Source organism: Kitasatospora sp. NPDC058115, assembly GCF_042884635.1.
GTDB lineage: Bacteria > Actinomycetota > Actinomycetes > Streptomycetales > Streptomycetaceae > Kitasatospora.
Map to the genome: position 1 here is coordinate 165,778 of NZ_JBHVTL010000008.1, position 23,753 is coordinate 189,530.

At 73.9% G+C, this 23,753-nt stretch carries 25 protein-coding genes; 21 read left to right on the forward strand and 4 right to left on the reverse strand.

Annotated features, from left to right (window positions below):
• The first annotated feature begins 20 nt into the window (after positions 1-20).
• Genes hisH through hisF form a run of 4 tightly spaced genes read left to right on the forward strand, consistent with a single transcriptional unit; the run spans position 21 to position 2,606 of the window.
• A complete protein-coding gene (gene hisH / locus ACFVVL_RS11225; protein WP_380286809.1) occupies positions 21-656 on the forward strand; it encodes an imidazole glycerol phosphate synthase subunit HisH in 636 nt (211 codons plus the stop codon).
• A 20-nt stretch (positions 657-676) separates the two neighbouring features.
• Complete coding sequence (gene priA, locus ACFVVL_RS11230; protein WP_380286808.1) at positions 677-1,402, forward strand: bifunctional 1-(5-phosphoribosyl)-5-((5-phosphoribosylamino)methylideneamino)imidazole-4-carboxamide isomerase/phosphoribosylanthranilate isomerase PriA; 726 nt, start codon at positions 677-679, stop codon at positions 1,400-1,402.
• On the forward strand, positions 1,399-1,839 hold the full coding sequence (locus tag ACFVVL_RS11235; RefSeq protein WP_380286807.1) for a Rid family hydrolase: 441 nt from the start codon (positions 1,399-1,401) through the stop codon (positions 1,837-1,839). The genes priA and ACFVVL_RS11235 overlap by 4 nt, the downstream gene beginning before the upstream one ends.
• Positions 1,836-2,606 (forward strand): imidazole glycerol phosphate synthase subunit HisF, encoded by a 771-nt coding sequence (gene hisF, locus ACFVVL_RS11240; protein ID WP_380286805.1) that lies wholly within the window; start codon positions 1,836-1,838, stop codon positions 2,604-2,606. Before ACFVVL_RS11235 ends, hisF begins: the two co-directional genes overlap by 4 nt.
• Here the strand turns inward: hisF and ACFVVL_RS11245 are convergent.
• The 4 genes from ACFVVL_RS11245 to ACFVVL_RS11260 form a co-directional block, all read right to left on the reverse strand.
• Positions 2,566-3,333: a Crp/Fnr family transcriptional regulator gene (locus tag ACFVVL_RS11245; RefSeq protein WP_387673397.1), complete on the reverse strand. Its 768-nt coding sequence runs from the start codon at positions 3,331-3,333 to the stop codon at positions 2,566-2,568. The two genes, hisF and ACFVVL_RS11245, sit on opposite strands and share 41 nt — an antisense overlap.
• A gap of 61 nt (positions 3,334-3,394) precedes the next feature.
• Complete coding sequence (locus ACFVVL_RS11250) at positions 3,395-4,180, reverse strand: VOC family protein (RefSeq protein ID WP_387673399.1); 786 nt, start codon at positions 4,178-4,180, stop codon at positions 3,395-3,397.
• A 120-nt stretch (positions 4,181-4,300) separates the two neighbouring features.
• Positions 4,301-4,939, reverse strand: a complete 639-nt coding sequence (locus ACFVVL_RS11255; RefSeq protein WP_387673402.1) for a TIGR03085 family metal-binding protein — start codon at positions 4,937-4,939, stop codon at positions 4,301-4,303.
• An 82-nt stretch (positions 4,940-5,021) separates the two neighbouring features.
• Positions 5,022-5,660: a hypothetical protein gene (locus ACFVVL_RS11260; protein WP_387673405.1), complete on the reverse strand. Its 639-nt coding sequence runs from the start codon at positions 5,658-5,660 to the stop codon at positions 5,022-5,024.
• 168 nt (positions 5,661-5,828) lie between these two features.
• Between ACFVVL_RS11260 and hisI the strand changes: the two genes are divergently transcribed.
• The 17 genes from hisI to ACFVVL_RS11345 all read left to right on the forward strand — a co-directional run bounded on the left by hisI (position 5,829) and on the right by ACFVVL_RS11345 (position 23,726).
• Positions 5,829-6,200 (forward strand): phosphoribosyl-AMP cyclohydrolase, encoded by a 372-nt coding sequence (gene hisI, locus ACFVVL_RS11265; RefSeq protein WP_329882099.1) that lies wholly within the window; start codon positions 5,829-5,831, stop codon positions 6,198-6,200.
• A 56-nt stretch (positions 6,201-6,256) separates the two neighbouring features.
• Complete coding sequence (locus ACFVVL_RS11270; RefSeq protein ID WP_380286799.1) at positions 6,257-7,771, forward strand: anthranilate synthase component I; 1,515 nt, start codon at positions 6,257-6,259, stop codon at positions 7,769-7,771.
• A 66-nt stretch (positions 7,772-7,837) separates the two neighbouring features.
• Complete coding sequence (locus ACFVVL_RS11275; protein WP_387673408.1) at positions 7,838-8,284, forward strand: hypothetical protein; 447 nt, start codon at positions 7,838-7,840, stop codon at positions 8,282-8,284.
• Positions 8,285-8,304: 20 nt separating this feature from the next.
• Positions 8,305-8,949 carry a TIGR02234 family membrane protein gene (locus ACFVVL_RS11280; protein WP_380286797.1) on the forward strand — a complete coding sequence of 215 codons (645 nt, stop codon included), beginning with the start codon at positions 8,305-8,307 and terminating at the stop codon, positions 8,947-8,949.
• 162 nt (positions 8,950-9,111) lie between these two features.
• The gene (locus ACFVVL_RS11285) at positions 9,112-9,360 is read left to right on the forward strand and encodes an HGxxPAAW family protein (RefSeq protein WP_380286796.1); all 249 of its coding nucleotides are present in this window, start codon (positions 9,112-9,114) and stop codon (positions 9,358-9,360) included.
• Between the two features lie 90 nt (positions 9,361-9,450).
• Entirely contained in the window at positions 9,451-9,903 is a 453-nt protein-coding gene (locus ACFVVL_RS11290) for a DUF2752 domain-containing protein (RefSeq protein ID WP_380286795.1), read from the forward strand.
• A gap of 189 nt (positions 9,904-10,092) precedes the next feature.
• On the forward strand, positions 10,093-10,899 hold the full coding sequence (gene trpC / locus ACFVVL_RS11295; protein ID WP_380286794.1) for an indole-3-glycerol phosphate synthase TrpC: 807 nt from the start codon (positions 10,093-10,095) through the stop codon (positions 10,897-10,899).
• A 10-nt stretch (positions 10,900-10,909) separates the two neighbouring features.
• A complete protein-coding gene (gene trpM, locus ACFVVL_RS11300; RefSeq protein ID WP_374119904.1) occupies positions 10,910-11,059 on the forward strand; it encodes a tryptophan biosynthesis modulator TrpM in 150 nt (49 codons plus the stop codon).
• A gap of 55 nt (positions 11,060-11,114) precedes the next feature.
• Positions 11,115-12,374: a tryptophan synthase subunit beta gene (gene trpB, locus ACFVVL_RS11305; RefSeq protein WP_380286793.1), complete on the forward strand. Its 1,260-nt coding sequence runs from the start codon at positions 11,115-11,117 to the stop codon at positions 12,372-12,374.
• Positions 12,375-12,376: 2 nt separating this feature from the next.
• Positions 12,377-13,186, forward strand: coding sequence for a tryptophan synthase subunit alpha (trpA, locus tag ACFVVL_RS11310; RefSeq protein WP_380286792.1), 810 nt, complete (start codon positions 12,377-12,379; stop codon positions 13,184-13,186).
• 210 nt (positions 13,187-13,396) lie between these two features.
• On the forward strand, positions 13,397-13,693 hold the full coding sequence (locus ACFVVL_RS11315) for a hypothetical protein (RefSeq protein ID WP_387673415.1): 297 nt from the start codon (positions 13,397-13,399) through the stop codon (positions 13,691-13,693).
• 120 nt (positions 13,694-13,813) lie between these two features.
• Positions 13,814-14,275: a MauE/DoxX family redox-associated membrane protein gene (locus tag ACFVVL_RS11320; RefSeq protein ID WP_380286790.1), complete on the forward strand. Its 462-nt coding sequence runs from the start codon at positions 13,814-13,816 to the stop codon at positions 14,273-14,275.
• A gap of 69 nt (positions 14,276-14,344) precedes the next feature.
• Positions 14,345-15,208: a DsbA family protein gene (locus tag ACFVVL_RS11325; RefSeq protein ID WP_387673418.1), complete on the forward strand. Its 864-nt coding sequence runs from the start codon at positions 14,345-14,347 to the stop codon at positions 15,206-15,208.
• Between the two features lie 155 nt (positions 15,209-15,363).
• Positions 15,364-16,335: a prolipoprotein diacylglyceryl transferase gene (gene lgt / locus ACFVVL_RS11330; protein ID WP_380286788.1), complete on the forward strand. Its 972-nt coding sequence runs from the start codon at positions 15,364-15,366 to the stop codon at positions 16,333-16,335.
• A gap of 169 nt (positions 16,336-16,504) precedes the next feature.
• On the forward strand, positions 16,505-17,227 hold the full coding sequence (locus ACFVVL_RS11335; protein ID WP_380286889.1) for a VIT1/CCC1 transporter family protein: 723 nt from the start codon (positions 16,505-16,507) through the stop codon (positions 17,225-17,227).
• A 444-nt stretch (positions 17,228-17,671) separates the two neighbouring features.
• The gene (gene gltB, locus ACFVVL_RS11340) at positions 17,672-22,273 is read left to right on the forward strand and encodes a glutamate synthase large subunit (protein WP_387673564.1); all 4,602 of its coding nucleotides are present in this window, start codon (positions 17,672-17,674) and stop codon (positions 22,271-22,273) included.
• A complete protein-coding gene (locus ACFVVL_RS11345; RefSeq protein WP_380286787.1) occupies positions 22,266-23,726 on the forward strand; it encodes a glutamate synthase subunit beta in 1,461 nt (486 codons plus the stop codon). Before gltB ends, ACFVVL_RS11345 begins: the two co-directional genes overlap by 8 nt.
• Positions 23,727-23,753: the final 27 nt, after the last annotated feature.

Here is a 23,753-nt window from a genome sequence, read left to right on the forward strand (position 1 = left end):
GAAAGACTGGACACCTGAACATGGGCAAGAACGTCGTGGTGCTCGACTACGGCTCGGGCAACCTCCGTTCGGCGCAGCGCGCCCTGGAGCGGACCGGGGCGAACGTCACCGTCACCTCCGACTACCAGGCAGCGATGGACGCCGACGGTCTGCTCGTCCCCGGCGTCGGCGCCTTCGAGGCCTGCATGCGCGGTCTGAAGTCGGTCCGCGGGGACTGGATCATCGGGCGCCGGCTGGCCGGCGGCCGGCCGGTCATGGGCATCTGCGTCGGCATGCAGATCCTGTTCGAGAAGGGCGTCGAGCACGGCGTGGAGACCGCCGGCTGCGACGAGTGGCCGGGCACGGTGGAGCCGCTGGAGGCGCCGGTCGTGCCGCACATGGGCTGGAACACCGTCGACGCCCCCGAGGGCAGCCGGATGTTCGCCGGCCTGGACGCGGACACCCGCTTCTACTTCGTCCACTCCTACGGGGTGCGCAGCTGGGAGCTGGAGGCGCACAGCGCGCGGATCAACCCGCCGCTGGTCACCTGGGCCACCCACGGGCAGCCGTTCGTCGCGGCCGTCGAGAACGGTCCGCTGTGGGCCACCCAGTTCCACCCCGAGAAGTCCGGCGACGCCGGCGCCGCCCTGCTGACCAACTGGGTCAGCACCCTCTGACGACGGAAGAATTTCAGATCATGAGCCGCCTCGAACTGCTGCCCGCCGTCGACGTCCGGGACGGCCAGGCCGTCCGCCTGGTCAAGGGCGCCTCCGGCACCGAGACCTCCTTCGGCGAGCCGCTCGCCGCCGCCCTCGCCTGGCAGGACGCCGGCGCCGAGTGGCTGCACCTGGTCGACCTCGACGCCGCCTTCGGCACCGGCTCCAACCGGGACCTGGTGCGCGAGATCACCGAGACCCTGGACATCAAGGTCGAGCTGTCCGGCGGCATCCGCGACGACGCGTCGCTGGCCGCCGCCCTGGCCACCGGCTGCACCCGGGTCAACCTCGGCACCGCCGCCCTGGAGAGCCCCGAGTGGGTCGCCAAGGCCATCGCCGAGCACGGCGAGCGGATCGCCGTCGGCCTGGACGTGGTCGGCACCACGCTGCGCGGCCGCGGCTGGACCAGCGAGGGCGGCCAGCTCTTCGACGTGCTGGCCCGCCTCGACGCCGAGGGCTGCGCCCGCTACGTGGTCACCGACGTCAACCGGGACGGCACCCTGACCGGCCCCAACCTGCAGCTGCTGCGGGACGTCTGCGCCGCCACCGACCGGCCGGTGGTGGCCTCCGGCGGCGTCTCCTCGCTGGACGACCTGCGGGCGATCGCCGGCCTGGTCGGCGAGGGAGTCGAGGGCGCCATCGTGGGCAAGGCACTCTACGAGCAGAAGTTCACCCTCGGAGAGGCGTTGGAGGCGGTTTCGGGATGACGGAACGTCGGATCGTACGCGGCCGGGTCGGCGGGTTCTCGCACTGGGAGGACCTCCTCGGCGCGTCGCAGGCGGTCGCCGCCGGGGACCACGTCCACGTGGCCGGTGCCCGGCCGCTGGTGGACGGGGTGCTGTCCGGCGAGGGCGACCCCTACGAGCAGGCGAAGGCCGCCTTCGGCAACGCGCTGGAGGCCCTGGCCGCGTACGGTCTGACGGCGGACGACGTGGTCCGCACCCGGATGTACCTCACCCACGCCCGTGACATCGACGCGGCGGGCCGCGCCCACCACGAGCTCTTCGGCGCGGTGCGCCCGGCGGCCGCCGTGGTGGTGGTCGAGAGCCTGGTCGACTCGCGGATGCTCGTCGAGACCGAACTCGACGCCCACCGCGCCGGACTCGCCGCAACCCTGGAAGCTCTGGAAGGCAATCAGCCGTGACCCTCGCAGTACGTGTCATCCCCTGCCTGGACGTCGACGCCGGCCGCGTGGTCAAGGGCGTCAACTTCCAGAACCTGCGCGACGCCGGGGACCCGGTCGAGATGGCCAAGCTCTACGACGCCGAGGGCGCCGACGAGCTGACCTTCCTCGACATCACCGCCTCCTCCGGCGACCGCGAGACCACCTACGACGTGGTGCGCCGCACCGCCGAGCAGGTCTTCATCCCGCTGACCGTCGGCGGCGGCATCCGCGCCGTCGAGGACGTCGACAAGCTGCTGCGGGCCGGCGCCGACAAGGTCGGCGTGAACACCGCCGCCATCGCCCGGCCCGAGCTGGTCCGGGAGATCGCCCAGCGGTTCGGCCGCCAGGTGCTGGTGCTCTCGGTGGACGCCCGCCGCTGCCCCGAGGGCACCGAAACCGCCTCCGGCTTCGAGGTCACCACGCACGGCGGCCGCAAGGGCACCGGCCTGGACGCCGTCGAGTGGGCCGGGCGCGCCGCCGAGCTGGGCGCGGGCGAGATCCTGCTCAACTCGATGGACGCCGACGGCACCAAGGACGGCTACGACCTGGAGCTGATCCGGGCCGTCCGCAAGAGCGTGTCGGTGCCGGTGATCGCCTCCGGCGGGGCCGGCAAGCTCGCCGACTTCGCCCCGGCGGTGGAGGCGGGCGCGGACGCGGTGCTGGCCGCCAGCGTCTTCCACTTCGGCGACCTGCGGATCGGCGAGGTCAAGGACGCGCTGCGGGAGGCCGGGCACCCGGTCCGCTAGCCGGCCGGGCGTCCTCGGCGAGCTCCAGCAGGCCGGGCAGCGAGAGCACGGTGGTGCTGCGCCGGCCCAGCCGGATCAGGCCCCGGCCGGCCAGCTCGTGCAGCGCGTGGTGGACCCGGCGCTCGCCGGCGCCGGTCAGGGCGGCCAGCTCGGCCTGGGTCAGCCGCGGGCGCACCGTGATGCCGGTGCCGTGCGGGCCGGCGGTGCCGTACCGCCGGGCCAGGTCCGCGAGCTGGCCGGCGAGCCGCTGCAGCACGGGCTCGGAGGCGAGGCCGACCAGCCGGCGGGTGGTGACCCGGCCGCGGTGCACCAGGCAGCGGCTCAGGGCGATGCCGGCCGGGGCGTGGGCGCCGAGCCAGTGCAGCCAGTCGGGCTGGGAGATCCGGCGCACGGTGACCGGTCCGGCCGCGGTCACGGTCGCCGAGCGGGGCCGGCCGTCGAGGGCGGCCGCCTCGCCGACCACGTCCCCGTACGCGCGGACGTCCAGCAGGGCGGTCGCGCCCGCGGTGTCCTCGACGGTGGCCTTGGCGAAGCCGGTCAGCAGCAGCAGGACGAAGCCGCCGAGGTCCCGGTCGAGGATCAGCGTCTCGCCGTGGGCGTGGGCGCGCCGGGTGCCCAGCCGCAGGACGGCCCGCTCGGCGGCGAGCGCGGCGGGCGAACCGTCGCGGCGCAGCTCGGCCAGCAGGGTGCCCTCGGGCCAGCCCCCGTCCGCTCCCGCGTGCCGCACGGCCCACCCCCTGCGCTGCTCGTCCGCGAAGATAGCGCAGGGGGCGGGGCCGTGGAAGCGGTCAGGAATCCTTCGGCGGCTCGCCCTTGATCAGCGCGAACGGGGCGCCGAACGGGTCGGCCAGCCAGGCGAGCCGGCCGACGTCCGGGACGTCCTCCGGGCCCATCAGCACAGTGCCGCCGGCGCCGGTGGCCCGGGAGACCACGCCGTCCACGTCGGAGGCACCGAAGTACGGCGTCCAGCTGGGCGGCTGGGCCTCGTCCATCACCGGGGCGATGCCGCCGAAAGAGGTGGCCCGCAGGTCGCCCCCGGCCGGGGAGACCACCTTGTACGTCATACCGGGCGCGGGGAAGTCCTCGGAGCGCCAGCCGAACACCGTCCGGTAGAAGGCGAAGCCCGCGTCCACCGGGCTGGTGTGCAGCTCGACCCAGATCAGCGCGCCGTCCTCGGAGACGACGTCCAGACCGGGCACCGCGGCGGGCTGCCAGACCGCGAACCGGGCGCCCTGCGGGTCGGTCAGCTGGGCCATCCGCCCGGCGTCCATCACGTCGAGGGCCGGGACCCGGACGGCGCCGCCGGCCCGCTCGACGGCCGTGCAGGTGGCCTCGGCGTCGGGTGCGTGGAAGTACGTCGTCCAGGCGGACCGCGCGCCCTCCTCGGTGAGCGGGCCCACGGCCGCGGCCGTCTTCCCGTCCAGCTGGAGGAAGCCGTAGCCACCGGCCTCCGGGCCGGCGGACCGGAAGGTCCAGCCGAAGACCGTGCCGTAGAAGGCGGCGTCGGCGGCCGGGTCCGGGCTGCCGAGGTCGATCCAGCAGGGGGAACCGGCGGGGAAGTCGGTGGTGAGCATGGTGTCGCGTCCCTTCGAGGCAGGCAGACGGGTACGACCGGCCGGGCGGGCGTACCCGCCCGGCCGCTGCCACCTGCGAGTCTGCACCCCGCCACCGACATCCGCAGCCGGGGCGGACGGCTACGGGAGCGGCAGCACGTGGCGCAGCGCCTCGACGGCGTCCGGGTCGCCGTCCACCGTCAGCTCGGCGCGGGCGCCGCGGCCGTAGACGAAGAGCAGCAGCTCGCCCGGCTCCCCGGTGATCCGCACCGTCGGCTGGCCGGCCGGGCCGATGGTCGGACCGGTGCCGTCCGGGCGGCTCAGCTCCAGCCGCACCGGGGAGCGGCGGCCCGCCTCCAGCCGGGCGATCAGCGGCAGCCGGCGCCAGAGCGCCTCGGCCCGGCCGGGCGGCACGGGCTGCGGCCCGGGGCCGTCACCGGCCCGGGCGACGTCCTCGGCGTGCACGTAGTACTCGACGGTGTTGGCCGCCTCGTCCGCGCCGGGCAGCGAGAACAGCGAGAGGACCGGCGGGCCGGAGCGGAACAGCCGGACCAGCTCCTCGTAGGGCCGCTCGGCGTACGACTCCTGCACCCGGCGGGTCCGGCCCGCCAGCGGCCCGATCCGGATGCCGGCGGCGGCGTCCGGCCGCCGCTCGCGGATCACCAGGTGGGCGGCGAGGTCCCGGGTGGACCACCCGGCGCAGAGGGTGGGCGCGTCCGGCCCGGCGGCGGCCAGCAGTTCGGCCAGACGGTGGCGCTCGGCGTGGGCGTGGTTCGACATGCCTCCACCCTAGGGGGCGCCGCGTTGATCGTTCCCGGCTCCGCGACGATCCGCCGCCCGCCATCGGCGGGCTGACGGCGGGTCAGCGCAGCTGGCCGGTCAGCTTGGTGGAGCCGGTGCGGTTGCTCGCCGTCAGGATGCAGGTGTAGTCCCGCCAGCCCTGCTGGTAGAAGGTGTAGCTCGGGCCCACCGGATAGCTGTAGTACGGCCCGCCGCCGCCCTGCCGGGCCTCGGCGGCGGCCTGGGCCTCCTTGCAGCCGTCCCGCATCGCGTTGGCGACCTGGTAGTCGCCGGACAGCCCCTCGGGCAGCAGCTGGTCGGCGATCGCCTCGCCGTCGTGCTTCTCCTCGCAGGGGCGGGGCTCCGGCTTGGTGACGGTCTTGCTCAGCTGCGGGTGGTCCAGGCAGCTGCCGACGGGGAAGAAGCTGTACGGCACCACCTTGGGCGGCGTCGGCGTGGGCGTCGGGGTGGGGGTCGGTGTGGGCGTGGGGGTCGGGGTGGCCGTGGTGGGGGAGGGCGGCGGCGGCTTGGGCGCCGGCGCGTCCTCGGGCCACAGCAGGACCGTCGCCACCACCGCGAGCAGGACCGCCAGCACCGCCACGACGGCGATCAGCAGGCCCCGGGACGGCCGGGTGTCGGAGGTGCCCCCCGGGCGGGGGCGGTCGTCGTCGCCGTCGTCCGGCGGCCCGGCCGGTCCGGAAGCGCGCTGCTCGGAGGTCATGACCACGAGAATGGCGCAGAGCGGGGCCGTGCGGCAGGCGGTTTCCACAACTCGTTCGATCGGATGGTCCGCCCGGCGCCCGGCGGGCCGGTCCGCCGCGGCCGGAGGGGCCCGGCCGTGATCCGGACGGCTGCCCGGCGGCCCGGACCGGGCTGACACAATGGCCCCATGTCCACCACACCCGCCGCCCCCGGTTCCACCGCCCTGGCCCCCGAGATCGCCGCCCGGCTCAAGCGCACCGAGGACGGCCTGCTCCCGGCCGTCGCGCAGCAGTACGACACCGGCGAGGTGCTGATGCTCGGCTGGATGGACGACGAGGCGCTGCACCGCACCCTCACCACCGGCCGCTGCACCTACTGGAGCCGCAGCCGCCGGGAGTACTGGGTGAAGGGCGACACCTCCGGCCACGTCCAGCAGGTCAAGTCGGTCGCGCTGGACTGCGACGGCGACACCCTGCTGGTCAAGGTGGACCAGACCGGCGCGGCCTGCCACACCGGCGACCGCACCTGCTTCGACGCCGACGTGCTCCCGCTCGGCTGACCGCCCGCCCGGCCGACCCACCCCTTCCGTCCCTCCGTCGTAAGGTGCCGCCCGCCATGGACCTCGAAGCCTTCCGCAAGCTCGCCGTCGACACCCGGGTCATCCCGGTCACCCGCAGGCTCCTCGCGGACGGCCTCACCCCGATCGGCCTGTACCGCAGCCTCGCCGCCGAGCGCCCCGGCACCTTCCTGCTGGAGTCCGCCGAGCAGGGCCGCAGCTGGTCGCGCTACTCCTTCGTCGGCGTGCGCAGCGCCGCCACCCTGACCGCGGGACCGGACGGCGAGGCCCGCTGGCTCGGCACCCCGCCGGTCGGCATCCCCACCACCGGCGACCCGCTGGAGGTGCTGCGCGCCGCGCTGCGGGCCCTGCACACCCCGCGCCACGCCGACGACGGCCTGCCCCCGCTCACCGGCGGTCTGGTCGGCTACCTCGGCTACGACGTGGTGCGCCGGCTGGAGAAGCTGCCCGACCTCAACCCCGACGACCTGAAGCTGCCCGAGCTGACCCTGCTGCTCGCCACCGACCTCGCGGTGCTCGACCACGCCGACGGCACCGTGCTGCTGATCGCCAACGCGGTCAACCACAACGACCTGGCGAGCGGCGTCGACGAGGCCCACGCGGACGCCGTGGCCCGGCTCGACGCGATGGAGGCCGACCTGCTCAAGCCGGTCGACCCGGGCCTGGCCACCTTCACCCCGAGCGGCCCCGGCGAGGTCCGCTCGCCGTTCGGCGGGGAGCCCTACCGGGCCGCGGTGGAGGAGATCAAGGAGCGGATCCGGGCCGGCGAGGCGTTCCAGGTGGTGCCCTCGCAGCGGTTCGAGGCGCCCTGCCCGGCCTCCGCGCTCGACGTCTACCGGGTGCTGCGCACCACCAACCCGAGCCCGTACATGTACCTGTTCCGCTTCCCGGGCCCGGACGGCGGCGCCGAGGGCGGTTTCGACGTGGTCGGCTCCAGCCCGGAGGCCCTGGTCAAGGTCACCGACGGTGCGGCGATGCTGCACCCGATCGCCGGCACCCGGCACCGCGGCGCCACCCCGCACGAGGACGCCGAGCTGGCCGCCGAACTGCTCGCCGACCCCAAGGAGCGCGCCGAGCACCTGATGCTGGTCGACCTCGGGCGCAACGACCTCGGCCGGGTCTGCGAGCCGGGCAGCGTCGAGGTCGTCGACTTCATGCAGATCGAGCGCTACAGCCACGTCATGCACATCGTCTCCACGGTGACCGGCAAGGTCGCCGAGGGACGGACCGCCTTCGACGTGCTGACCGCCTGCTTCCCGGCCGGCACCCTGTCCGGCGCGCCCAAGCCGCGGGCGATGCGGATCATCGAGGAGCTGGAGCCCACCCGCCGCGGCCTGTACGGCGGCTGCGTCGGCTACCTGGACTTCGCGGGGGACTCCGACACCGCGATCGCCATCCGCACCGCGGTGCTGCGCGACGGCACCGCGTACGTCCAGGCCGGCGCCGGTGTGGTGGCCGACTCCGACCCGCACGGCGAGGACACCGAATGCCGCAACAAGGCCGCCGCCGTCCTGCGCGCGGTCGCCACGGCGAATACGCTGCGTAGGCCGTAGGACACGCCCCAGGACGTGGGCCCCCGCGCGGCCCGCGGGGGCCGCCGCAGCGGAAGGGACAGCAGGATGCCGGACGTGCAGCGGCGGATCGTGACCGCCGCCAGGGAGCAGCTCGTGCGGCAGCCGGGCGGCCACGGCGGCGTCCTCGCGGACGTGCGCCTGGAGGGGCGGGCGGCCGCGCTGGTGCTGCTCGCACCCGGAGCGGTGCCGGACCCGGCCGGGCACTACCGGGCGGTGGACGCGCTGGTGGTGCTGGACGTGCTCCCGGCGCCGGAACGGGCCGAACGCCACCGCTTCCACGCCGCCGCGGGCGTCCCGCTGTACGTCGTGGTGGACCCGGCGGAGGGGGTCTGCACGGTGCACAGCCGTCCGCTGCCCGGCACCGGGTACCGGGAGGCGGAGCGGGTGCCCTTCGGCAACGACCTGTTCCTGCCGCTGGGGGAGCGGACACTGGTGCTGGAGACGGGCGACTTCCCCACCGAGCCGCCCACCCCGGGTGCGGCGGCGGGGTGAGGACGGGGGACACTGGAGCGGTGAGCGCCGAAGCCCCTGCCGACACCGTGACCGCCGACCCCGACCCCGCCGCCGCGACCGCGCCCGCCGCGCGGGCCGGGCGGCGCACCCTCGGGGTGATGCTGCTGCTCACCGTGCTGGGCGCGGTGCTGGTGCTGACCGCCGCAGGCCGGGTCTGGGCCGAGGGGACGGCGGGGACCCTGGAGGTCTCCGTCACCGGCGGGAAGATCTCCGAACTGCCCGCCGGGCTGGCGCTGGTGGCGCTGGCGGCGGCGGTGGCGGTGTTCGCGGTGCGCGGCGCCGGCCGGATCGCGGTGGGGGCGCTGACCGTACTGGCCGGGCTGGGCGCGGCGGCCGCCGCCGCGGCGGGCGCCGGGGACACCGGCGCGCTGGACGCCGAGGCGGCCCGCAAGCTCGCGCTCACCGGCTCGGCCGCGACCGGGGTCGGGCACACCGGCTGGCCGTGGGTGGCGCTGCTGGGCGGGTTGCTGCTGGCGCTGGCCGGGCTGCTGACCGCCCGGTACGGGCGCGGCTGGCCGGCCATGGGCAGCCGCTACGAGGCGCCCGCCGGCAAGGCGCCGGTGAAGCGGCGGCCGGCCGCCGCGGAGAGCCCGGCGGACCTGTGGAAGGCGCTGGACCGGGGCGAGGACCCGACGGCGCGCTGACCGGCGCGGACGCGGGCGGAGCACTGTGACGCGATAGACCCGCCACCCCCTTTGGGGCGCCGGTGTGTGGCCCGGCACAATGGAGACGTCCATGGGACACGTCAACCCGGGAGGGGCCGAGCAGGCCCGGCCGGGCCCCCGAGAGCGTAGGAGCACCATCCAATGGCAGCAGCAGCACACGGCCACACCACCGCCGCCTGGACCGGCGTGACCATCTCGTTCCTCGGCTTCTGCGTCGCGGGCGTCGCGATGATCCTGCCGTCGGTGCTGCTCACCTGGGCCGGCCTGGCGGTCGTCCTGCTCGGCGGCGTGGTCGGCAAGGCCATGTCGATGGCGGGCATGGGCAAGCAGCCCAGCACCAACGTGTACACCCACGAGGAGCAGGCCGCGCTGGCCGCCGCCTCCGCCTGACCGACCGGCGCTTCGCGTGAACGGCGGCCCACGGGCCGCCGTTCCGCGTGTCCCGGTGGGGCCGGAAACGGGCCGCGGCGGGGCACAATCATGGGCGTGAACGCCGCCCCCGCCCCCACCGCCTCCGCCCGGCCCTCCGCGCCGCGCCGGCTGGTGCCGCCGCTGGCCGCAGCGGCCGCCGTGGCCCTCCCCGCCGGGTACGTCGCCGCGGTGGACCCGAACGTCCCCGGGCACTACCCCGACTGCCCCTTCCTGGCGGCCACCGGCTGGTGGTGTCCCGGCTGCGGGGGGCTGCGCTGCGTGCACGCGCTGGCCCACGGGGACCTCAGCGGGGCGCTGCACGACAACGCCGTGGCGGTGCTGCTGTTCGCCGTGCTGGCGGTGCTCTGGGTGCGCTGGCTCTGGGCGGCGGTGCGCGCCCTGCCCGGCCCCCGGCCGGCGCTCGGGGCCCGGCGCTGGGTGCTGGTGGGGCTGCTCGTCCTCGTCTTCACGGTGGTCCGCAACCTGCCGATCGGGGCCGGCCTGGCCCCGCCGCCGGTCTGACCGCCGGGGTGGCGATGGTGTGAAGCCGCAGTTCGCGGGGGTGTCCGGGGGTCCGTACCGTGAGACGCGCGCCGGGCGGATGCGCTGTGCGCTCCCCCTTGCCGATACCATCGAAGGGCCGGAGGCCCGCTGGTCGTCCGGCTCCTCGCCAGCAGGACCAGGACTGGCAGACATGATGGGGGCGCCCGAGTGAGTGTGCTCGACTCGATCGTCGAAGGGGTCCGCGAGGACCTCGCCGAGCGGCAGGCCCGGGTCTCGCTGGACGAGCTCAAGGAGCTCGCCGCCAAGGCGCCGGACGCCAAGGACGGCGTGGCGGCGCTGCGCGGCGACGGTGTCCGGGTGATCTGCGAGGTCAAGCGCTCCAGCCCGTCGAAGGGCGCGCTGGCCGCGATCGCGGACCCGGCGTCGCTGGCGATCGACTACGCGGCCGGCGGTGCCGCCGCGATCAGCGTGCTGACCGAGCAGCGCCGCTTCGGCGGGTCGCTGGCCGACCTGGACGCCGTCCGGGCCGCGGTGGACACCCCGCTGCTCCGCAAGGACTTCATCGTCACCGCCTACCAGCTGTGGGAGGCCCGCGCGCACGGCGCCGACCTCGCGCTGCTGATCGTCGCGGCGCTCGACCAGCCGGCCCTGGTGTCGCTGATCGAGCGGGCCGAGTCGATCGGCCTCACCCCGCTGGTCGAGGTGCACGACGAGGAGGAGATCAAGCGCGCGGTGGACGCCGGCGCGCGGATCATCGGCGTCAACGCCCGCAACCTCAAGACCCTTGAGGTGGACCGCAACACCTTCGGCAACGTCGTCCACGCGATCCCGGACGGCGTCGTCAAGGTCGCCGAGTCCGGGGTGCGCGGCCCGCTGGACGTCATCTCCTACGCCAACCTGGGCGCGGACGCGGTGCTGGTCGGCGAGTCGCTGGTGACCGGCAAGGACCCGCGGGCCGCGGTGGCCGACCTGGTCGCGGCCGGCGCCCACCCGGCGATCCGGCACAAGGACTGATCCCGCCGCCATGAAGATCGCCACCCGTCTCGCCCCCGGCTGCCGCCCGCGCGGCTGCCGCGCGCCCGCGCGCCGGGTGCTGGGCCGGCGGGTGCGGTACGTCATCGGCTGCGAGCCCGGGCAGGTGCCGGGGCGGCGATGGCGCGTGACGTCCGGCTGATCGCAGCCGGCGGACGTCACCGTCAACCGTCGTCATCTTCCCGAGGGACTTCACCATGTCCGAACGGTCCGAGAAGGACTACCTGCCCGGCGCCGAGGTGCCGGACGCGCGCGGCTACTTCGGCGCGTACGGCGGCCGCTTCATCCCGGAGGCGCTGGTCGCCGCCGTGGAGCAGGTCGCCGAGGAGTACGAGAAGGCCAAGGCCGACCCGGCCTTCGCCGCCGAGCTCGACGCGCTGCTCAAGGACTACACCGGCCGGCCCAGCCCGCTGACCGATGTGCGGCGGTTCTCCGCCGAGGCCGGCGGCGCGCGCATCCTGCTCAAGCGCGAGGACCTCAACCACACCGGCTCGCACAAGATCAACAACGTGCTGGGCCAGGCCCTGCTCACCAAGCGGATGGGCAAGACCCGGATCATCGCCGAGACCGGCGCCGGCCAGCACGGCGTGGCCACCGCCACCGCCTGCGCCCTGTTCGGCTTCGACTGCACCATCTACATGGGCGAGGTCGACACCCGGCGCCAGGCGCTGAACGTCGCCCGGATGCGGATGCTCGGCGCCGAGGTGGTGGCCGTGACCTCCGGCAGCCGCACCCTCAAGGACGCCATCAACGAGGCGTTCCGCGACTGGGTCGCCAACGTGGACTCCACCCACTACCTGTTCGGCACCGTGGCCGGGCCGCACCCGTTCCCGATGATGGTCCGCGACTTCCACCGGGTCATCGGCGTGGAGGCGCGCGAGCAGGTCCTGGAGCGCACCGGGCGGCTGCCCGACGCGGTCGTCGCCTGCGTCGGCGGCGGCTCCAACGCGATGGGCATCTTCCACGAGTTCATCCCGGACGCCGGGGTGCGCCTGATCGGCTGCGAGGCGGCCGGCGAGGGCGCCGAGACCCCGCGGCACGCGGCCACCCTCACCAAGGGCGACCCGGGCGTGCTGCACGGCTCGCGCACCTACGTCCTGCAGGACGAGGACGGCCAGACCATCGAGTCGCACTCGATCTCGGCCGGCCTCGACTACCCGGGCGTCGGCCCGGAGCACGCCTGGCTGAAGGACACCGGCCGGGCCGAGTACCGCCCGGTCACCGACGACGCCGCCATGCAGGCGCTGCGGCTGCTGTCCCGCACCGAGGGCATCATCCCGGCGATCGAGAGCGCGCACGCGCTGGCCGGCGCCCTGGAGCTGGGCCGCGAGCTCGGGCCCGAGGCCACCGTCCTGGTCTCGCTCTCCGGGCGCGGCGACAAGGACATGCACACCGCCGCCGAGTACTTCGGCCTCTACGACGAGCCGGGCGCCGGCTCCGCCCACGGGGGTAAGTGACCATGGCTTCGAAGCTCAGTGGCGTCCTCGCCGCCGCCAAGGCGGAGGACCGCGCCGCGCTGATCGGCTACCTGCCGGCCGGCTTCCCGTCGGTGGACGGCGGGATCCGCGCGGTCGGCGCGCTGGTCGAGGGCGGCTGCGACGTCGTCGAGATCGGCCTGCCGCACTCCGACCCGGTGCTGGACGGCCCCACCATCCAGACCGCCGACGACATTGCGCTGCGGGCCGGCGTGCGGATCAAGGACGTGCTGCGCACCGTCCAGGAGGTCGCCGCCGCGCACCCCGCCGCGGCGGTGCTGGTGATGACCTACTGGAACCCGGTGGACCGGTACGGCGTCGCGCGGTTCGCCGCCGACCTCGCCGCGGCCGGCGGGGCGGGCTGCATCCTGCCGGACCTTCCGGTGGAGGAGTCCGAGGAGTGGCGCAAGGCGGCCGGGGAGCACGGTCTGGACACCGTGTTCGTGGTCGCGCCGAGCAGCAAGGACAAGCGGCTGGCCGAGGTCACGGCGGCCGGCAGCGGCTTCGTGTACGCGGCCGCGGTGATGGGCGTGACCGGCAGCCGGGCGCAGGTCGGCGAGCTGGCCGAGGACCTGGTCGCCCGGACCAGGGCCACCACCGAGCTGCCGGTCTGCGTCGGCCTCGGCGTGTCGACCCGGGAGCAGGCCGCCCAGGTGGCCGGGTTCGCGGACGGCGTGATCGTCGGCTCGGCGTTCGTGCAGCGGATCCTGGACGCCGACGGGGACGAGCCGGCCGCGCTGGCGGCGGTGCGCGAACTGGCCGGCGAACTGGCGCAGGGCGTCCGCCGGCGGTAGACCACCCCTCCCGCGCGGTGCCCGACGGCCCGCCACCCCGCCCGGGGTGGCGGGCCGTCGGCGTTCCCGGACCCGTTCGGTCACCCCCTCGACCCGAACGGGTGAACAGTGGCGGGCACGCGCACCAGCCCGCGGTTGGGCGGCGTTGAGTGGAGGGACGAGTGCACGAGCGACGTGCCCGGGGGCCAAGCGAGCGGAAGGGGTCGGCCGATGCCCGGTCTTCAGCGAGCCGTGCTGCTGCGGGCGGCCGCGGCCGCGCTGGCGCTCGGCGCCGCGCTCGGGGCGCAGTGCGCGGTCGGGCCGGCGCTGGCCAGGCGGGGGGTGGAGCGCGCCGAGCGGGACGCCTACGTCTGCGCGGAGGCGGTCCGGATGGAGGCGGCGGCCGCGCGGGCGGGCCGCCCGGCCCCCGCCGGATCCGGCGGCTCCGGGCGCACCGACCGGCACGACGTCGACCGGTACGACCTGGGATGGCCGTTCGGCTGCGACCCTGACCACTCGTTAGGGTGAAACCACCTCAGAACATCTCAACCTTCACTCTTTTGGCTTAACTCCGAAAACCGGAGGAACCCGGCGTCCCCGGGAGCGGTTCATAGGGGCGTGACGGTGTTTCCCGAGGGGGTTGTCCGGATGGCCGGGCCGGCGACGGAGTGGATCGGCACGGCCGCCCGGCTGGGCCTGGCCGTGGTCTGGGGCTGGGCCGGGCTGGCGAAGATCGCCGACCCGGCGGAGGCCGCCCAGGCGGTGCGCGCGTACGAGATCCTGCCCGAGTCCCTGGTCAAACCGGTGGGCCACGGGCTGCCCTTCCTGGAGCTGGCGCTCGCCCTGCTGCTGCTGGCCGGCCTGGGTACCCGGGTGGCCGCGGCGGTCTCCGCGGTGCTGCTGCTCGCCTTCATCGGGGGCATCGCCTCCGCCTGGGCGCGCGGCATCTCGATCGACTGCGGCTGCTTCGGCGGCGGCGGGGCGGTCGACGCCTCGCAGACCGAGTACCTGCAGGAGATCCTGCGCGACACCGGGTTCCTGGTGCCGGCCGGCTGGCTGCTCCGGTGGCCCCGCACCAAGTTCTCGGTGGACGGCCTGCTGGCGGGCTGAGCGCCCGCCCCACCCTCCCCGGACCCCGCCACCCGCACCCCCACCCCCGAACCTGGAATTCCAAGGCTGATGAGCGAGAAGAACCGAGAAGGCAAGCGCACCGCCCGTGAGCGGATGCTGGCGGAACGCGCCGAGGAGGAGGTCCGCGGCCGGCGGAAGCGCAAGCTGGTCATCGGCGGAGTGGCGCTCGCGGTGATCGCCGCCGCGGTGGTCACCGGCGTCGTGGTGCAGGACCAGCGCTCCACGCCGGAGACCCCCACCGCCGTACCGGCCGGCACGATCGGGGACAAGAACCTGGTCGTCCCGGTCGGCTCGGACAACGCGCCGTCCGTCCTCACCGTCTACGAGGACCCGCGCTGCCCCGCCTGCGGCGTCTTCGAGCGGGATTTCTCGCCCACCATCAGCCAGCTGGAGGACGCGGGCAAGATCTTCACCAACTACCACATCGTCTCGTTCATCGACCGGGCCGTGCCGGGCAAGGGCTCCAAGTACGCCGCCAACGCGCTCGGCTGCGCCCAGGACGCCGGGCACTTCCGCGACTACCACGACGTCCTCTACCGCAACCAGCCGGACGAGACCAACGACGCGTTCGGGAACAAGGCGACCCTGATCAACCTCGCCAAGCAGGTCGACGGCCTGGTCACGCCGGCCTTCGAGTCCTGCGTCAACGACCTGAAGTTCAGCGACTGGGTGTCCGCGGTGCAGCAGGACTTCGACAAGTCCAACTTCAAGTCCACGCCGACCGTGCTGCTCAACGGCCAGCCGATCTACCCCAAGTTCAACAACGAGGAGATCACCCCGGCCAACCTGGTCGCGTGGGTGGACGCCGCCAACCAGGGCAAGCAGCTGGGCACCCCGGGCAGCCACGGCCAGTCGCCCGCGCCCACCAGCACCGCCTCGGAGGCCAACAACCCCTCGCCCAACGCCGGCTGAACCGGGCGCGTACGCTGCGGGGTGGCCGCCGCCCCCTCCCCGTCCGGAGGGGGCGGCGCCGGGCCGTGCTCCGGGCCCGCGCGCCGATCTGTGCCCGACTGTGACCCGCCGGGGTGTCCTGGACGGGCCGCCGACCCTGTAGCGTCGGAGCTGCCATGGATATCGCCTACATTCCCAGCCCGTCGCGGGGTGTCCTGTACCTCGGACCGATCCCGCTGCGCGCCTACGCCTTCTGCATCATCCTCGGTGTCGTCGTGGCCGTCTGGCTCGGCAGCAAGCGCTGGGTCGCCCGGGGCGGCGGCCGCCACACCGTCGGCGACATCGCGGTCTGGGCCGTGCCGTTCGGCCTGGTCGGCGGCCGGCTGTACCACGTGATCACCGACCACCAGCTGTACTTCGGCGAGGGGAAGAACCCCTGGAACGCCTTCAAGATCTGGGAGGGCGGCCTCGGCATCTGGGGCGCGATCGCGCTGGGCGCGGTCGGCGCCTGGATCGGCGCCCGCCGCCGCGGTGTCCCGCTGCCCGCCTACGCCGACGCGATCGCCCCGGGCATCGCGCTCGCCCAGGCGCTCGGCCGCTGGGGCAACTGGTTCAACCAGGAGCTGTACGGGCGGGAGACCACCCTGCCGTGGGGCCTGGAGATCACCAAGACGCTCCCCGGCGGTGAGGTGGTCACCACGATCCACCACCCCACCTTCCTCTACGAGTCGCTCTGGTGCGTGGGCGTCGCCGCCCTGGTGATCTGGGCGGACAAGCGGTTCACCCTGGGCCACGGGCGGGCCTTCGCGCTGTACGTGGCCGGGTACACGGCGGGCCGGTTCTGGACCGAGTGGCTGCGGGTCGACGAGGCGCACCACATCCTCGGCCTGCGGCTGAACGACTGGGTGGCGATCCTCGTCTTCCTCGGCGCGGTGGCGTACTTCGTGGTCGTCGGGAAGAAGCGGCCCGGCCGGGAGGACCCGGCGAGCATCGACCCGATGGCGCGGGCCGAGGCGGAGGCCGCGGCGCCGGCCGACGAGCCCGGGAACGACCGGCCGGAGGGCGACCGGCCGACGGACGACCGGCCGCAGGACGGCCGGGCCGAGAAGTCCGACCCGCTGGAGAAGGGTGCCAAGCACCCGGCCTGACCTGCACCGACCCCCGCTCCCGGCCGCCCCGCACCCCGTGCGCAGGGCGGCCGGAGCCATGTTCGGAAAGCCTTACTTTGCTGGAAATGCCCAGCTCAACAGGGCTACGGTCGACGGGTAAGGCGATCGGACCGATGGACGGAGGGGAACGGCCGTGACTGCGACCGCCCTGGAACACGAGAGCGGACACCACCCCCGGATACCCGCTGCCGGGCACCACCGGGACGTCAACGGCGGCTGGCTGCGCCCGGCGGTGTTCGGCGCGATGGACGGCCTGGTCTCCAACTTCGCGCTGATGACCGGTGTGGTCGGCGGCGCCGTCTCCAGCAGCACCGTCGTGCTCACCGGCCTCGCCGGGCTGGCGGCCGGCGCCTGCTCGATGGCGGCGGGCGAGTACACCTCGGTGGCCTCCCAGCGGGAGCTGGTGCAGGCCGAGATCGAGGTCGAGCGGCTGGAGCTGCGCCGCAACCCGCACGGCGAGCTGGCCGAGCTGACCCAGCTGTACGTCGAGCGCGGGGTCGACCCGGACCTCGCCCACGAGGTGGCGCGGCAGCTGTCCGCCGACCCGGAGCAGACGCTGGCGATCCACGCCCGGGAGGAGCTGGGCGTCGACCCCGACGACCTGCCCTCGCCGTGGGTGGCGGCCGGTTCCTCGTTCGTCTGCTTCGCGGTGGGCGCGCTGCTGCCGCTGCTGCCGTACCTGCTGGGCGCGACCTCGCTGCTGCCGGCGCTGCTGGTCGCGGCGGCCGGGCTGTTCGCCTGCGGGGCGGTGGTGGCCCGGGTGACGGCGCGCAGCTGGTGGTACAGCGGCGTGCGGCAGCTGGCGCTGGGCGGGATCGCGGCCGGGGTGACCTACCTGCTGGGCGCGCTGATCGGCGGGCAGGTCGGCTGACGGCCGGACGGGCCGCCGCAGGGGACGGCCGGGCACTGTGCCGTTGCATTGTTATGCAGCCGAACGGGTGAGGTTGCACACACGGTCGCCCGGCCGCGCCTGGCCTTGTCTCGCCATGTGGGCCCATAGGCCGAAGAATCGCATCCCCCGGTCACGTTCCGGGATGGAATCGCAGGCCGCTCGGACGGGCCACCGGAATCGCGGGATTTCGGCCCTGTTTCAGGCCCTGGAGGGCCGGGCACAATCGTCGGGACGTGCGGTGTGGCACGTCCCCTCACCCACCCGGTGACCTGCGGATCAGTCCGCGATGTGGACGCAATACTCCGCTTCCCGGGACCTTCGGCATCATGTAACGTGCGTGCCTCAATCGCATCAGGGCCAACGTCGTCCCTACTGCACCAGTTTCGAAAGACGACGACGGGAGAGCCGATGCTGTCTGCATCCATGCACTCCGCCAACGAGCCCCAGGCCGGCGCCGCCCGCCCGCCGTACGCGCTCGTTCCGGATGCGCGACCTGCTGCTCAGGGCCTGTACGACCCGCGTAACGAGCACGACGCCTGTGGCGTCGGATTCGTCGCCACGCTGACCGGCACCGCCGACCACACCGTCGTCGAGCAGGCGCTGACCGTCCTGCGCAACCTGGAGCACCGCGGCGCCACCGGCGCCGAGCCGGACTCCGGCGACGGCGCGGGCATCCTCACCCAGATCCCGGACGCCTTCCTGCGCGCCAAGGTCTCCTTCGACCTCCCGGAGGCCGGGTCCTACGCGGTCGGCATCGCCTTCCTGCCCGACGCCGACGACGAGGACGCCGCCGCCGTCGCCCGGATCGAGGCGATCGCGGCCGAGGAGGACCTCACCGTCCTCGGCTGGCGCGACGTCCCGGTCACCCCCGACCTGCTGGGCGCCACCGCGCGCGGCGTGATGCCGCGCTTCCGCCAGCTCTTCCTGGCCGGCGAGGGCAAGGCCGGCCTCGCGCTGGACCGGATCGCCTTCGTGGTCCGCAAGCGCTCAGAGCGCGAGGCCGGGGTCTACTTCCCCTCGCTGTCCGCGCGCACCATCGTCTACAAGGGCATGCTGACCACCGGCCAGCTGGAGCCCTTCTTCCCCGACCTGTCGGACCGGCTCTACGCCTCCGCGCTCGGCCTGGTGCACTCGCGCTTCTCCACCAACACCTTCCCCAGCTGGCCGCTCGCCCACCCGTACCGGTTCGTCGCGCACAACGGCGAGATCAACACCGTCAAGGGCAACCGGAACTGGATGACCGCCCGCGAGTCGCAGCTCGCCACCGACCTCATCCCGGCCAACCGCAACGGGCAGGGCCTGGAGCGGATCTTCCCGGTCTGCACCCCGGACCACTCCGACTCGGCCTCCTTCGACGAGGTCCTGGAGCTGCTCCACCTGGGCGGCCGCTCGCTGCCGCACGCCGTGCTGATGATGATCCCGGAGGCGTGGGAGAACCACGCCACCATGGACCCGGCCCGCCGCGCCTTCTACCAGTACCACTCCAACCTGATGGAGCCCTGGGACGGCCCGGCCTGCGTCACCTTCACCGACGGCACGCAGATCGGCGCCGTGCTGGACCGCAACGGCCTGCGCCCCGCCCGCTACTGGATCACCGAGGACGGCCTGGTCGTCCTCTCCTCCGAGGTCGGCGTGCTCGACATCGAGCAGACCCGGGTGGTCAAGAAGGGCCGGCTGCAGCCCGGCCGGATGTTCCTCGTCGACACCGCCGAGCACCGCATCGTCGAGGACGAGGAGATCAAGTCGGCGCTCGCCGCCGAGCACCCCTACGAGGAGTGGGTCGCGGGCGGCCAGATCCAGCTCGCCAAGCTCCCCGAGCGCGAGCACATCGCCCACACCCACGCCTCGGTCACCCGCCGCCAGCAGACCTTCGGCTACACCGAGGAGGAGCTGCGGGTCATCCTGGCGCCGATGGCCAAGACCGGCGCCGAGGCGCTCGGCTCGATGGGCACCGACTCGCCGATCGCCGCGCTGAGCGAGAAGCCGCGCCTGCTGTTCGACTACTTCGTGCAGCTCTTCGCGCAGGTCACCAACCCGCCGCTGGACGCCATCCGCGAGGAACTCGTCACCTCGCTGCTGTCCAACCTCGGCCCCGAGGGCAACCTGCTGGCCGCCGAGGCGGCGTCCTGCCGCTCCGTCGGCATCACCTTCCCGGTGATCGACAACGACGAGCTGGCCAAGCTGGTCCACATCAACGCGGACGGCGACCAGCCAGGCCTCAAGGCCGTCACGCTGTCCGGCCTCTACAAGGTCGCCGGCGGCGGCGGGGCACTGGCCGCCCGGCTCGCCGCGATCGCCGCCGAGGCCGACGCGGCCATCGCCGACGGCGCCCGGATCATCGTGCTCTCCGACCGGCACTCCGACGCCGAACACGCCCCGATCCCCTCGCTGCTGCTCACCTCGGCGATCCACCACCACCTGATCCGCACCAAGCAGCGCACCCAGGTGTCGCTGCTGGTCGAGGCGGGCGACGTCCGCGAGGTGCACCACGTCGCGCTGCTGATCGGCTACGGCGCCGGCGCGGTCAACCCGTACCTGGCCATGGAGTCGGTCGAGGACCTGGTCGCCCAGGGCGTGTTCATCCAGGGCGCGGAGCCCGAGAGGGCGATCAAGAACCTGATCAAGGCGCTCGGCAAGGGCGTGCTCAAGGTGATGTCCAAGATGGGCATCTCCACCGTCGCCTCCTACCGCGGCGCCCAGGTCTTCGAGGCGATCGGCCTCTCCCGGGAGCTGGTGGACGCCTACTTCGCCGGCACCACCACCAAGCTCGGCGGCATCGGCCTGGAGGAGATCGCCCAGGAGACCGCCGCCCGGCACGCCAAGGCCTACCCGGCCTCCGGCATCCCGGCCGCGCACCGCGCGCTGGAGATCGGCGGCGAGTACCAGTGGCGCCGCGAGGGCGAGCCGCACCTGTTCGACCCGGACACCGTCTTCCGGCTGCAGCACTCCACCCGCAACCGCCGCTACGACATCTTCAAGCAGTACACCGACCGGGTGAACGAGCAGTCCGAGCGGCTGATGACGCTGCGCGGCCTGTTCAAGCTCGACGCGCTCGGCCGCACCCCGGTGCCGGTCGAGGAGGTCGAGCCGGTCTCCGAGATCGTCAAGCGGTTCTCCACCGGCGCCATGTCCTACGGCTCGATCTCCCGCGAGGCGCACGAGACCCTGGCCATCGCGATGAACCGCCTCGGCGGCAAGTCCAACACCGGCGAGGGCGGCGAGGACCCGGAGCGCCTGCACGACCCGGAGCGCCGCTCGGCGATCAAGCAGGTCGCCTCCGGCCGCTTCGGCGTCACCTCCGAGTACCTGGTCAACGCCGACGACATCCAGATCAAGATGGCCCAGGGCGCCAAGCCCGGCGAGGGCGGCCAGCTGCCCGGCCACAAGGTGTACCCGTGGGTCGCCAGGACCCGGCACTCCACCCCGGGTGTCGGCCTGATCTCGCCGCCGCCCCACCACGACATCTACTCGATCGAGGACCTGGCGCAGCTGATCCACGACCTCAAGAACGCCAACCCCGAGGCCCGCATCCACGTGAAGCTGGTCTCCGAGGTCGGCGTCGGCACGGTCGCGGCCGGCGTGTCCAAGGCGCACGCCGACGTCGTGCTGGTCTCCGGCCACGACGGCGGCACCGGCGCCTCGCCGCTCACCTCGCTCAAGCACGCGGGCGGCCCCTGGGAGCTCGGCCTCGCCGAGACCCAGCAGACCCTGCTGCTCAACGGCCTGCGCGACCGGATCGTGGTGCAGACCGACGGCCAGCTGAAGACCGGCCGCGACGTCGTCATCGCCGCCCTGCTGGGCGCCGAGGAGTTCGGCTTCGCGACCGCCCCGCTGGTGGTCTCCGGCTGCATCATGATGCGCGTCTGCCACCTGGACACCTGCCCGGTCGGCGTCGCCACCCAGAACCCGGTGCTGCGCGAGCGGTTCTCCGGCAAGCCGGAGTTCGTGGTCAACTTCTTCGAGTTCATCGCCGAGGAGGTCCGGGAGATCCTGGCCTCGCTGGGCTTCCGCTCCGTCGAGGAGGCCGTCGGCCACGCCGAGCACATCGACGCCGAGGCCGCGGTCGGCCACTGGAAGGCCGCCGGGCTCGACCTGGCCCCGCTCTTCCACGTGCCCGAGCTGCCCGAGGGCGCGGCCCTGCACCGCACCACCACCCAGGACCACGCGCTGGACAAGGCCCTGGACAACCAGCTGGTCGACCTGGCCCAGGACGCCCTGGAGAACGGCGAGGCCGTCCGCATCCAGCTGCCGATCCGCAACGTCAACCGGACCGTCGGCACCATGCTCGGCCACCACGTGACCAAGCGGTATCGCGGCGAGGGCCTGCCGGAGGGGACCATCGACGTCACCTTCACCGGCTCGGCCGGCCAGTCCTTCGGCGCCTTCGTGCCGCGCGGCATCACGCTGCGCCTGGAGGGCGACGCCAACGACTACGTCGGCAAGGGCCTGTCCGGCGGCGTGATCGTGGTCCGTCCGGCCCGCGACGCGGCGGCGATCGGCAACGACGCGCAGAACCACGTCATCGCCGGCAACACCATCGGCTACGGCGCCACCGGCGGCCGGATCCACCTGCGCGGCAAGGCCGGTGAGCGCTTCGCCGTCCGCAACTCGGGTGCCACCCTGGTCGTCGAGGGCGTGGGCGACCACGGCCTGGAGTACATGACCGGCGGCCGGGTCGTCATCCTCGGCGAGACCGGACGCAACCTGGCGGCCGGCATGTCCGGCGGCATCGCCTACGTGCTGGACCTGCGCCCCGCGAACGTCAACAGCGGCATGGTGGGCATCGAGGCCCCGAGCGCCGCCGACCGCGAATGGCTGCGCGAGACCGTGCAGCAGCACTACGAGGAGACCGGCTCCACCGTCGCCGCCGAGCTCCTGGCGGACTGGGGCAGCGGGGTCTCCCGCTTCTCCACGATCATGCCGACCGACTACAAGGCAGTGCTCGCCGCCAAGGACGCCGCTGAGCGCGATGGCCTCTCCGAGGCCGAGACCACTCGCAAGATGATGGAGGCGGCACATGGCTGACCCCAAGGGCTTCCTGACCACGCCCAAGCAGCTGGCCGAGCGGCGTCCGGTGGACGTGCGCCTGCGCGACTGGAACGAGGTCTACGTCGAACGCAGCCTGCTGCCGATCATCACCAAGCAGGCCGGCCGTTGCATGGACTGCGGCATCCCGTTCTGCCACAACGGCTGCCCGCTCGGGAACCTCATCCCCGAGTGGAACGACCTCGCCTACCGGGACGACTGGAACGGCGCGATCGAGCGGCTGCACGCGACCAACAACTTCCCGGAGTTCACCGGGCGGCTCTGCCCGGCGCCCTGCGAGTCGGCCTGCGTGCTCGGCATCAACCAGGACGCGGTGACCATCAAGAACGTCGAGGTCACCATCATCGACAAGGCCTGGGACCGGGGCGGGGTCACCCCGCAGGTGCCCGAGCGGCTGTCCGGCAAGACGGTCGCCGTGATCGGCTCCGGGCCGGCCGGCCTGGCCGCCGCCCAGCAGCTCACCCGGGCCGGGCACACGGTGGTGGTGTACGAGCGGGCCGACCGGATCGGCGGCCTGCTGCGGTACGGCATCCCCGAGTTCAAGATGGAGAAGCGCCACATCAACCGCCGCATCGAGCAGATGCGCGCGGAGGGCACCCGCTTCCGCACCGGCGTGCACGTCGGCGAGGACCTCACCGGGCAGCAGCTGCGCGAGCGCTTCGACGCGGTGGTCGTCGCGGCCGGCGCCACCACCGCCCGCGACCTGCCGGTGCCCGGGCGCGAGCTCAAGGGCGTCCACCAGGCCATGGAGTACCTGCCGCTGGCCAACAAGGTGCAGGAGGGCGACTTCGTGGAGTCGCCGATCAGCGCCAAGGGCAAGCACGTCGTGGTCATCGGCGGCGGCGACACCGGCGCGGACTGCGTCGGCACCGCGCACCGGCAGGGGGCGGCCTCCGTCACCCAGCTGGAGATCATGCCGCGGCCCGGCGAGGAGCGGCCGGCCGGCCAGCCGTGGCCGACCATGCCGATGACCTACAAGGTCACCTCGGCGCACGAGGAGGGCGGCGAGCGGGTCTACTCCGTCTCCACCACCCACTTCACCGGCGACGAGGACGGCAACGTCCAGCAGCTGCACCTCGTCGAAGTGCAGTTCAAGGACGGGAAGTTCGAGCAGGTGCCGGGCAGCGAGCGGGCCATCCCGGCGCAGCTGGTCACCCTGGCGATGGGCTTCACCGGGACGGACGTGAAGAACGGTCTGGTCGAGCAGCTGGGCGTGGACCTCGACGCACGCGGTAATGTGGCCCGCGACGGCCGCTTCGCCACCAACGTCGATGGCGTCTACGTCTGCGGTGACGCCGGACGGGGCCAGTCGCTGATCGTCTGGGCCATCGCGGAGGGCCGCTCGGCCGCCGCGGCGGTCGACACCTACCTGGGCGGCAAGACCCCGCTGCCCGCACCGATCCGGCCGACGGACCGCCCCCTGGTGGTCTGATCCGGTCCAGGTAGCCCGGCGCCGCAC

What these genes read in the sequence shown, in the direction of transcription:
- ACFVVL_RS11285 (WP_380286796.1), top strand. Translation starts at nt 9,112, where the DNA reads ATGGCAGCAGCAGCACACGGCCACACCACCGCCGCCTGGACCGGCGTG.
- ACFVVL_RS11320 (WP_380286790.1), top strand. Translation starts at nt 13,814, where the DNA reads ATGGCCGGGCCGGCGACGGAGTGGATCGGCACGGCCGCCCGGCTGGGC.
- trpM (WP_374119904.1), top strand. Translation starts at nt 10,910, where the DNA reads ATGAAGATCGCCACCCGTCTCGCCCCCGGCTGCCGCCCGCGCGGCTGC.
- ACFVVL_RS11260 (WP_387673405.1), bottom strand. Translation starts at nt 5,660, where the DNA reads ATGACCTCCGAGCAGCGCGCTTCCGGACCGGCCGGGCCGCCGGACGAC.
- ACFVVL_RS11275 (WP_387673408.1), top strand. Translation starts at nt 7,838, where the DNA reads ATGCCGGACGTGCAGCGGCGGATCGTGACCGCCGCCAGGGAGCAGCTC.
- hisI (WP_329882099.1), top strand. Translation starts at nt 5,829, where the DNA reads ATGTCCACCACACCCGCCGCCCCCGGTTCCACCGCCCTGGCCCCCGAG.
- ACFVVL_RS11255 (WP_387673402.1), bottom strand. Translation starts at nt 4,939, where the DNA reads ATGTCGAACCACGCCCACGCCGAGCGCCACCGTCTGGCCGAACTGCTG.
- ACFVVL_RS11250 (WP_387673399.1), bottom strand. Translation starts at nt 4,180, where the DNA reads ATGCTCACCACCGACTTCCCCGCCGGTTCCCCCTGCTGGATCGACCTC.
- ACFVVL_RS11325 (WP_387673418.1), top strand. Translation starts at nt 14,345, where the DNA reads ATGAGCGAGAAGAACCGAGAAGGCAAGCGCACCGCCCGTGAGCGGATG.
- ACFVVL_RS11235 (WP_380286807.1), top strand. Translation starts at nt 1,399, where the DNA reads ATGACGGAACGTCGGATCGTACGCGGCCGGGTCGGCGGGTTCTCGCAC.
- ACFVVL_RS11290 (WP_380286795.1), top strand. Translation starts at nt 9,451, where the DNA reads ATGGGCGTGAACGCCGCCCCCGCCCCCACCGCCTCCGCCCGGCCCTCC.
- trpA (WP_380286792.1), top strand. Translation starts at nt 12,377, where the DNA reads ATGGCTTCGAAGCTCAGTGGCGTCCTCGCCGCCGCCAAGGCGGAGGAC.
- ACFVVL_RS11315 (WP_387673415.1), top strand. Translation starts at nt 13,397, where the DNA reads ATGCCCGGTCTTCAGCGAGCCGTGCTGCTGCGGGCGGCCGCGGCCGCG.
- hisH (WP_380286809.1), top strand. Translation starts at nt 21, where the DNA reads ATGGGCAAGAACGTCGTGGTGCTCGACTACGGCTCGGGCAACCTCCGT.
- trpB (WP_380286793.1), top strand. Translation starts at nt 11,115, where the DNA reads ATGTCCGAACGGTCCGAGAAGGACTACCTGCCCGGCGCCGAGGTGCCG.
- lgt (WP_380286788.1), top strand. Translation starts at nt 15,364, where the DNA reads ATGGATATCGCCTACATTCCCAGCCCGTCGCGGGGTGTCCTGTACCTC.
- ACFVVL_RS11345 (WP_380286787.1), top strand. Translation starts at nt 22,266, where the DNA reads ATGGCTGACCCCAAGGGCTTCCTGACCACGCCCAAGCAGCTGGCCGAG.
- ACFVVL_RS11270 (WP_380286799.1), top strand. Translation starts at nt 6,257, where the DNA reads ATGGACCTCGAAGCCTTCCGCAAGCTCGCCGTCGACACCCGGGTCATC.
- gltB (WP_387673564.1), top strand. Translation starts at nt 17,672, where the DNA reads ATGCACTCCGCCAACGAGCCCCAGGCCGGCGCCGCCCGCCCGCCGTAC.
- priA (WP_380286808.1), top strand. Translation starts at nt 677, where the DNA reads ATGAGCCGCCTCGAACTGCTGCCCGCCGTCGACGTCCGGGACGGCCAG.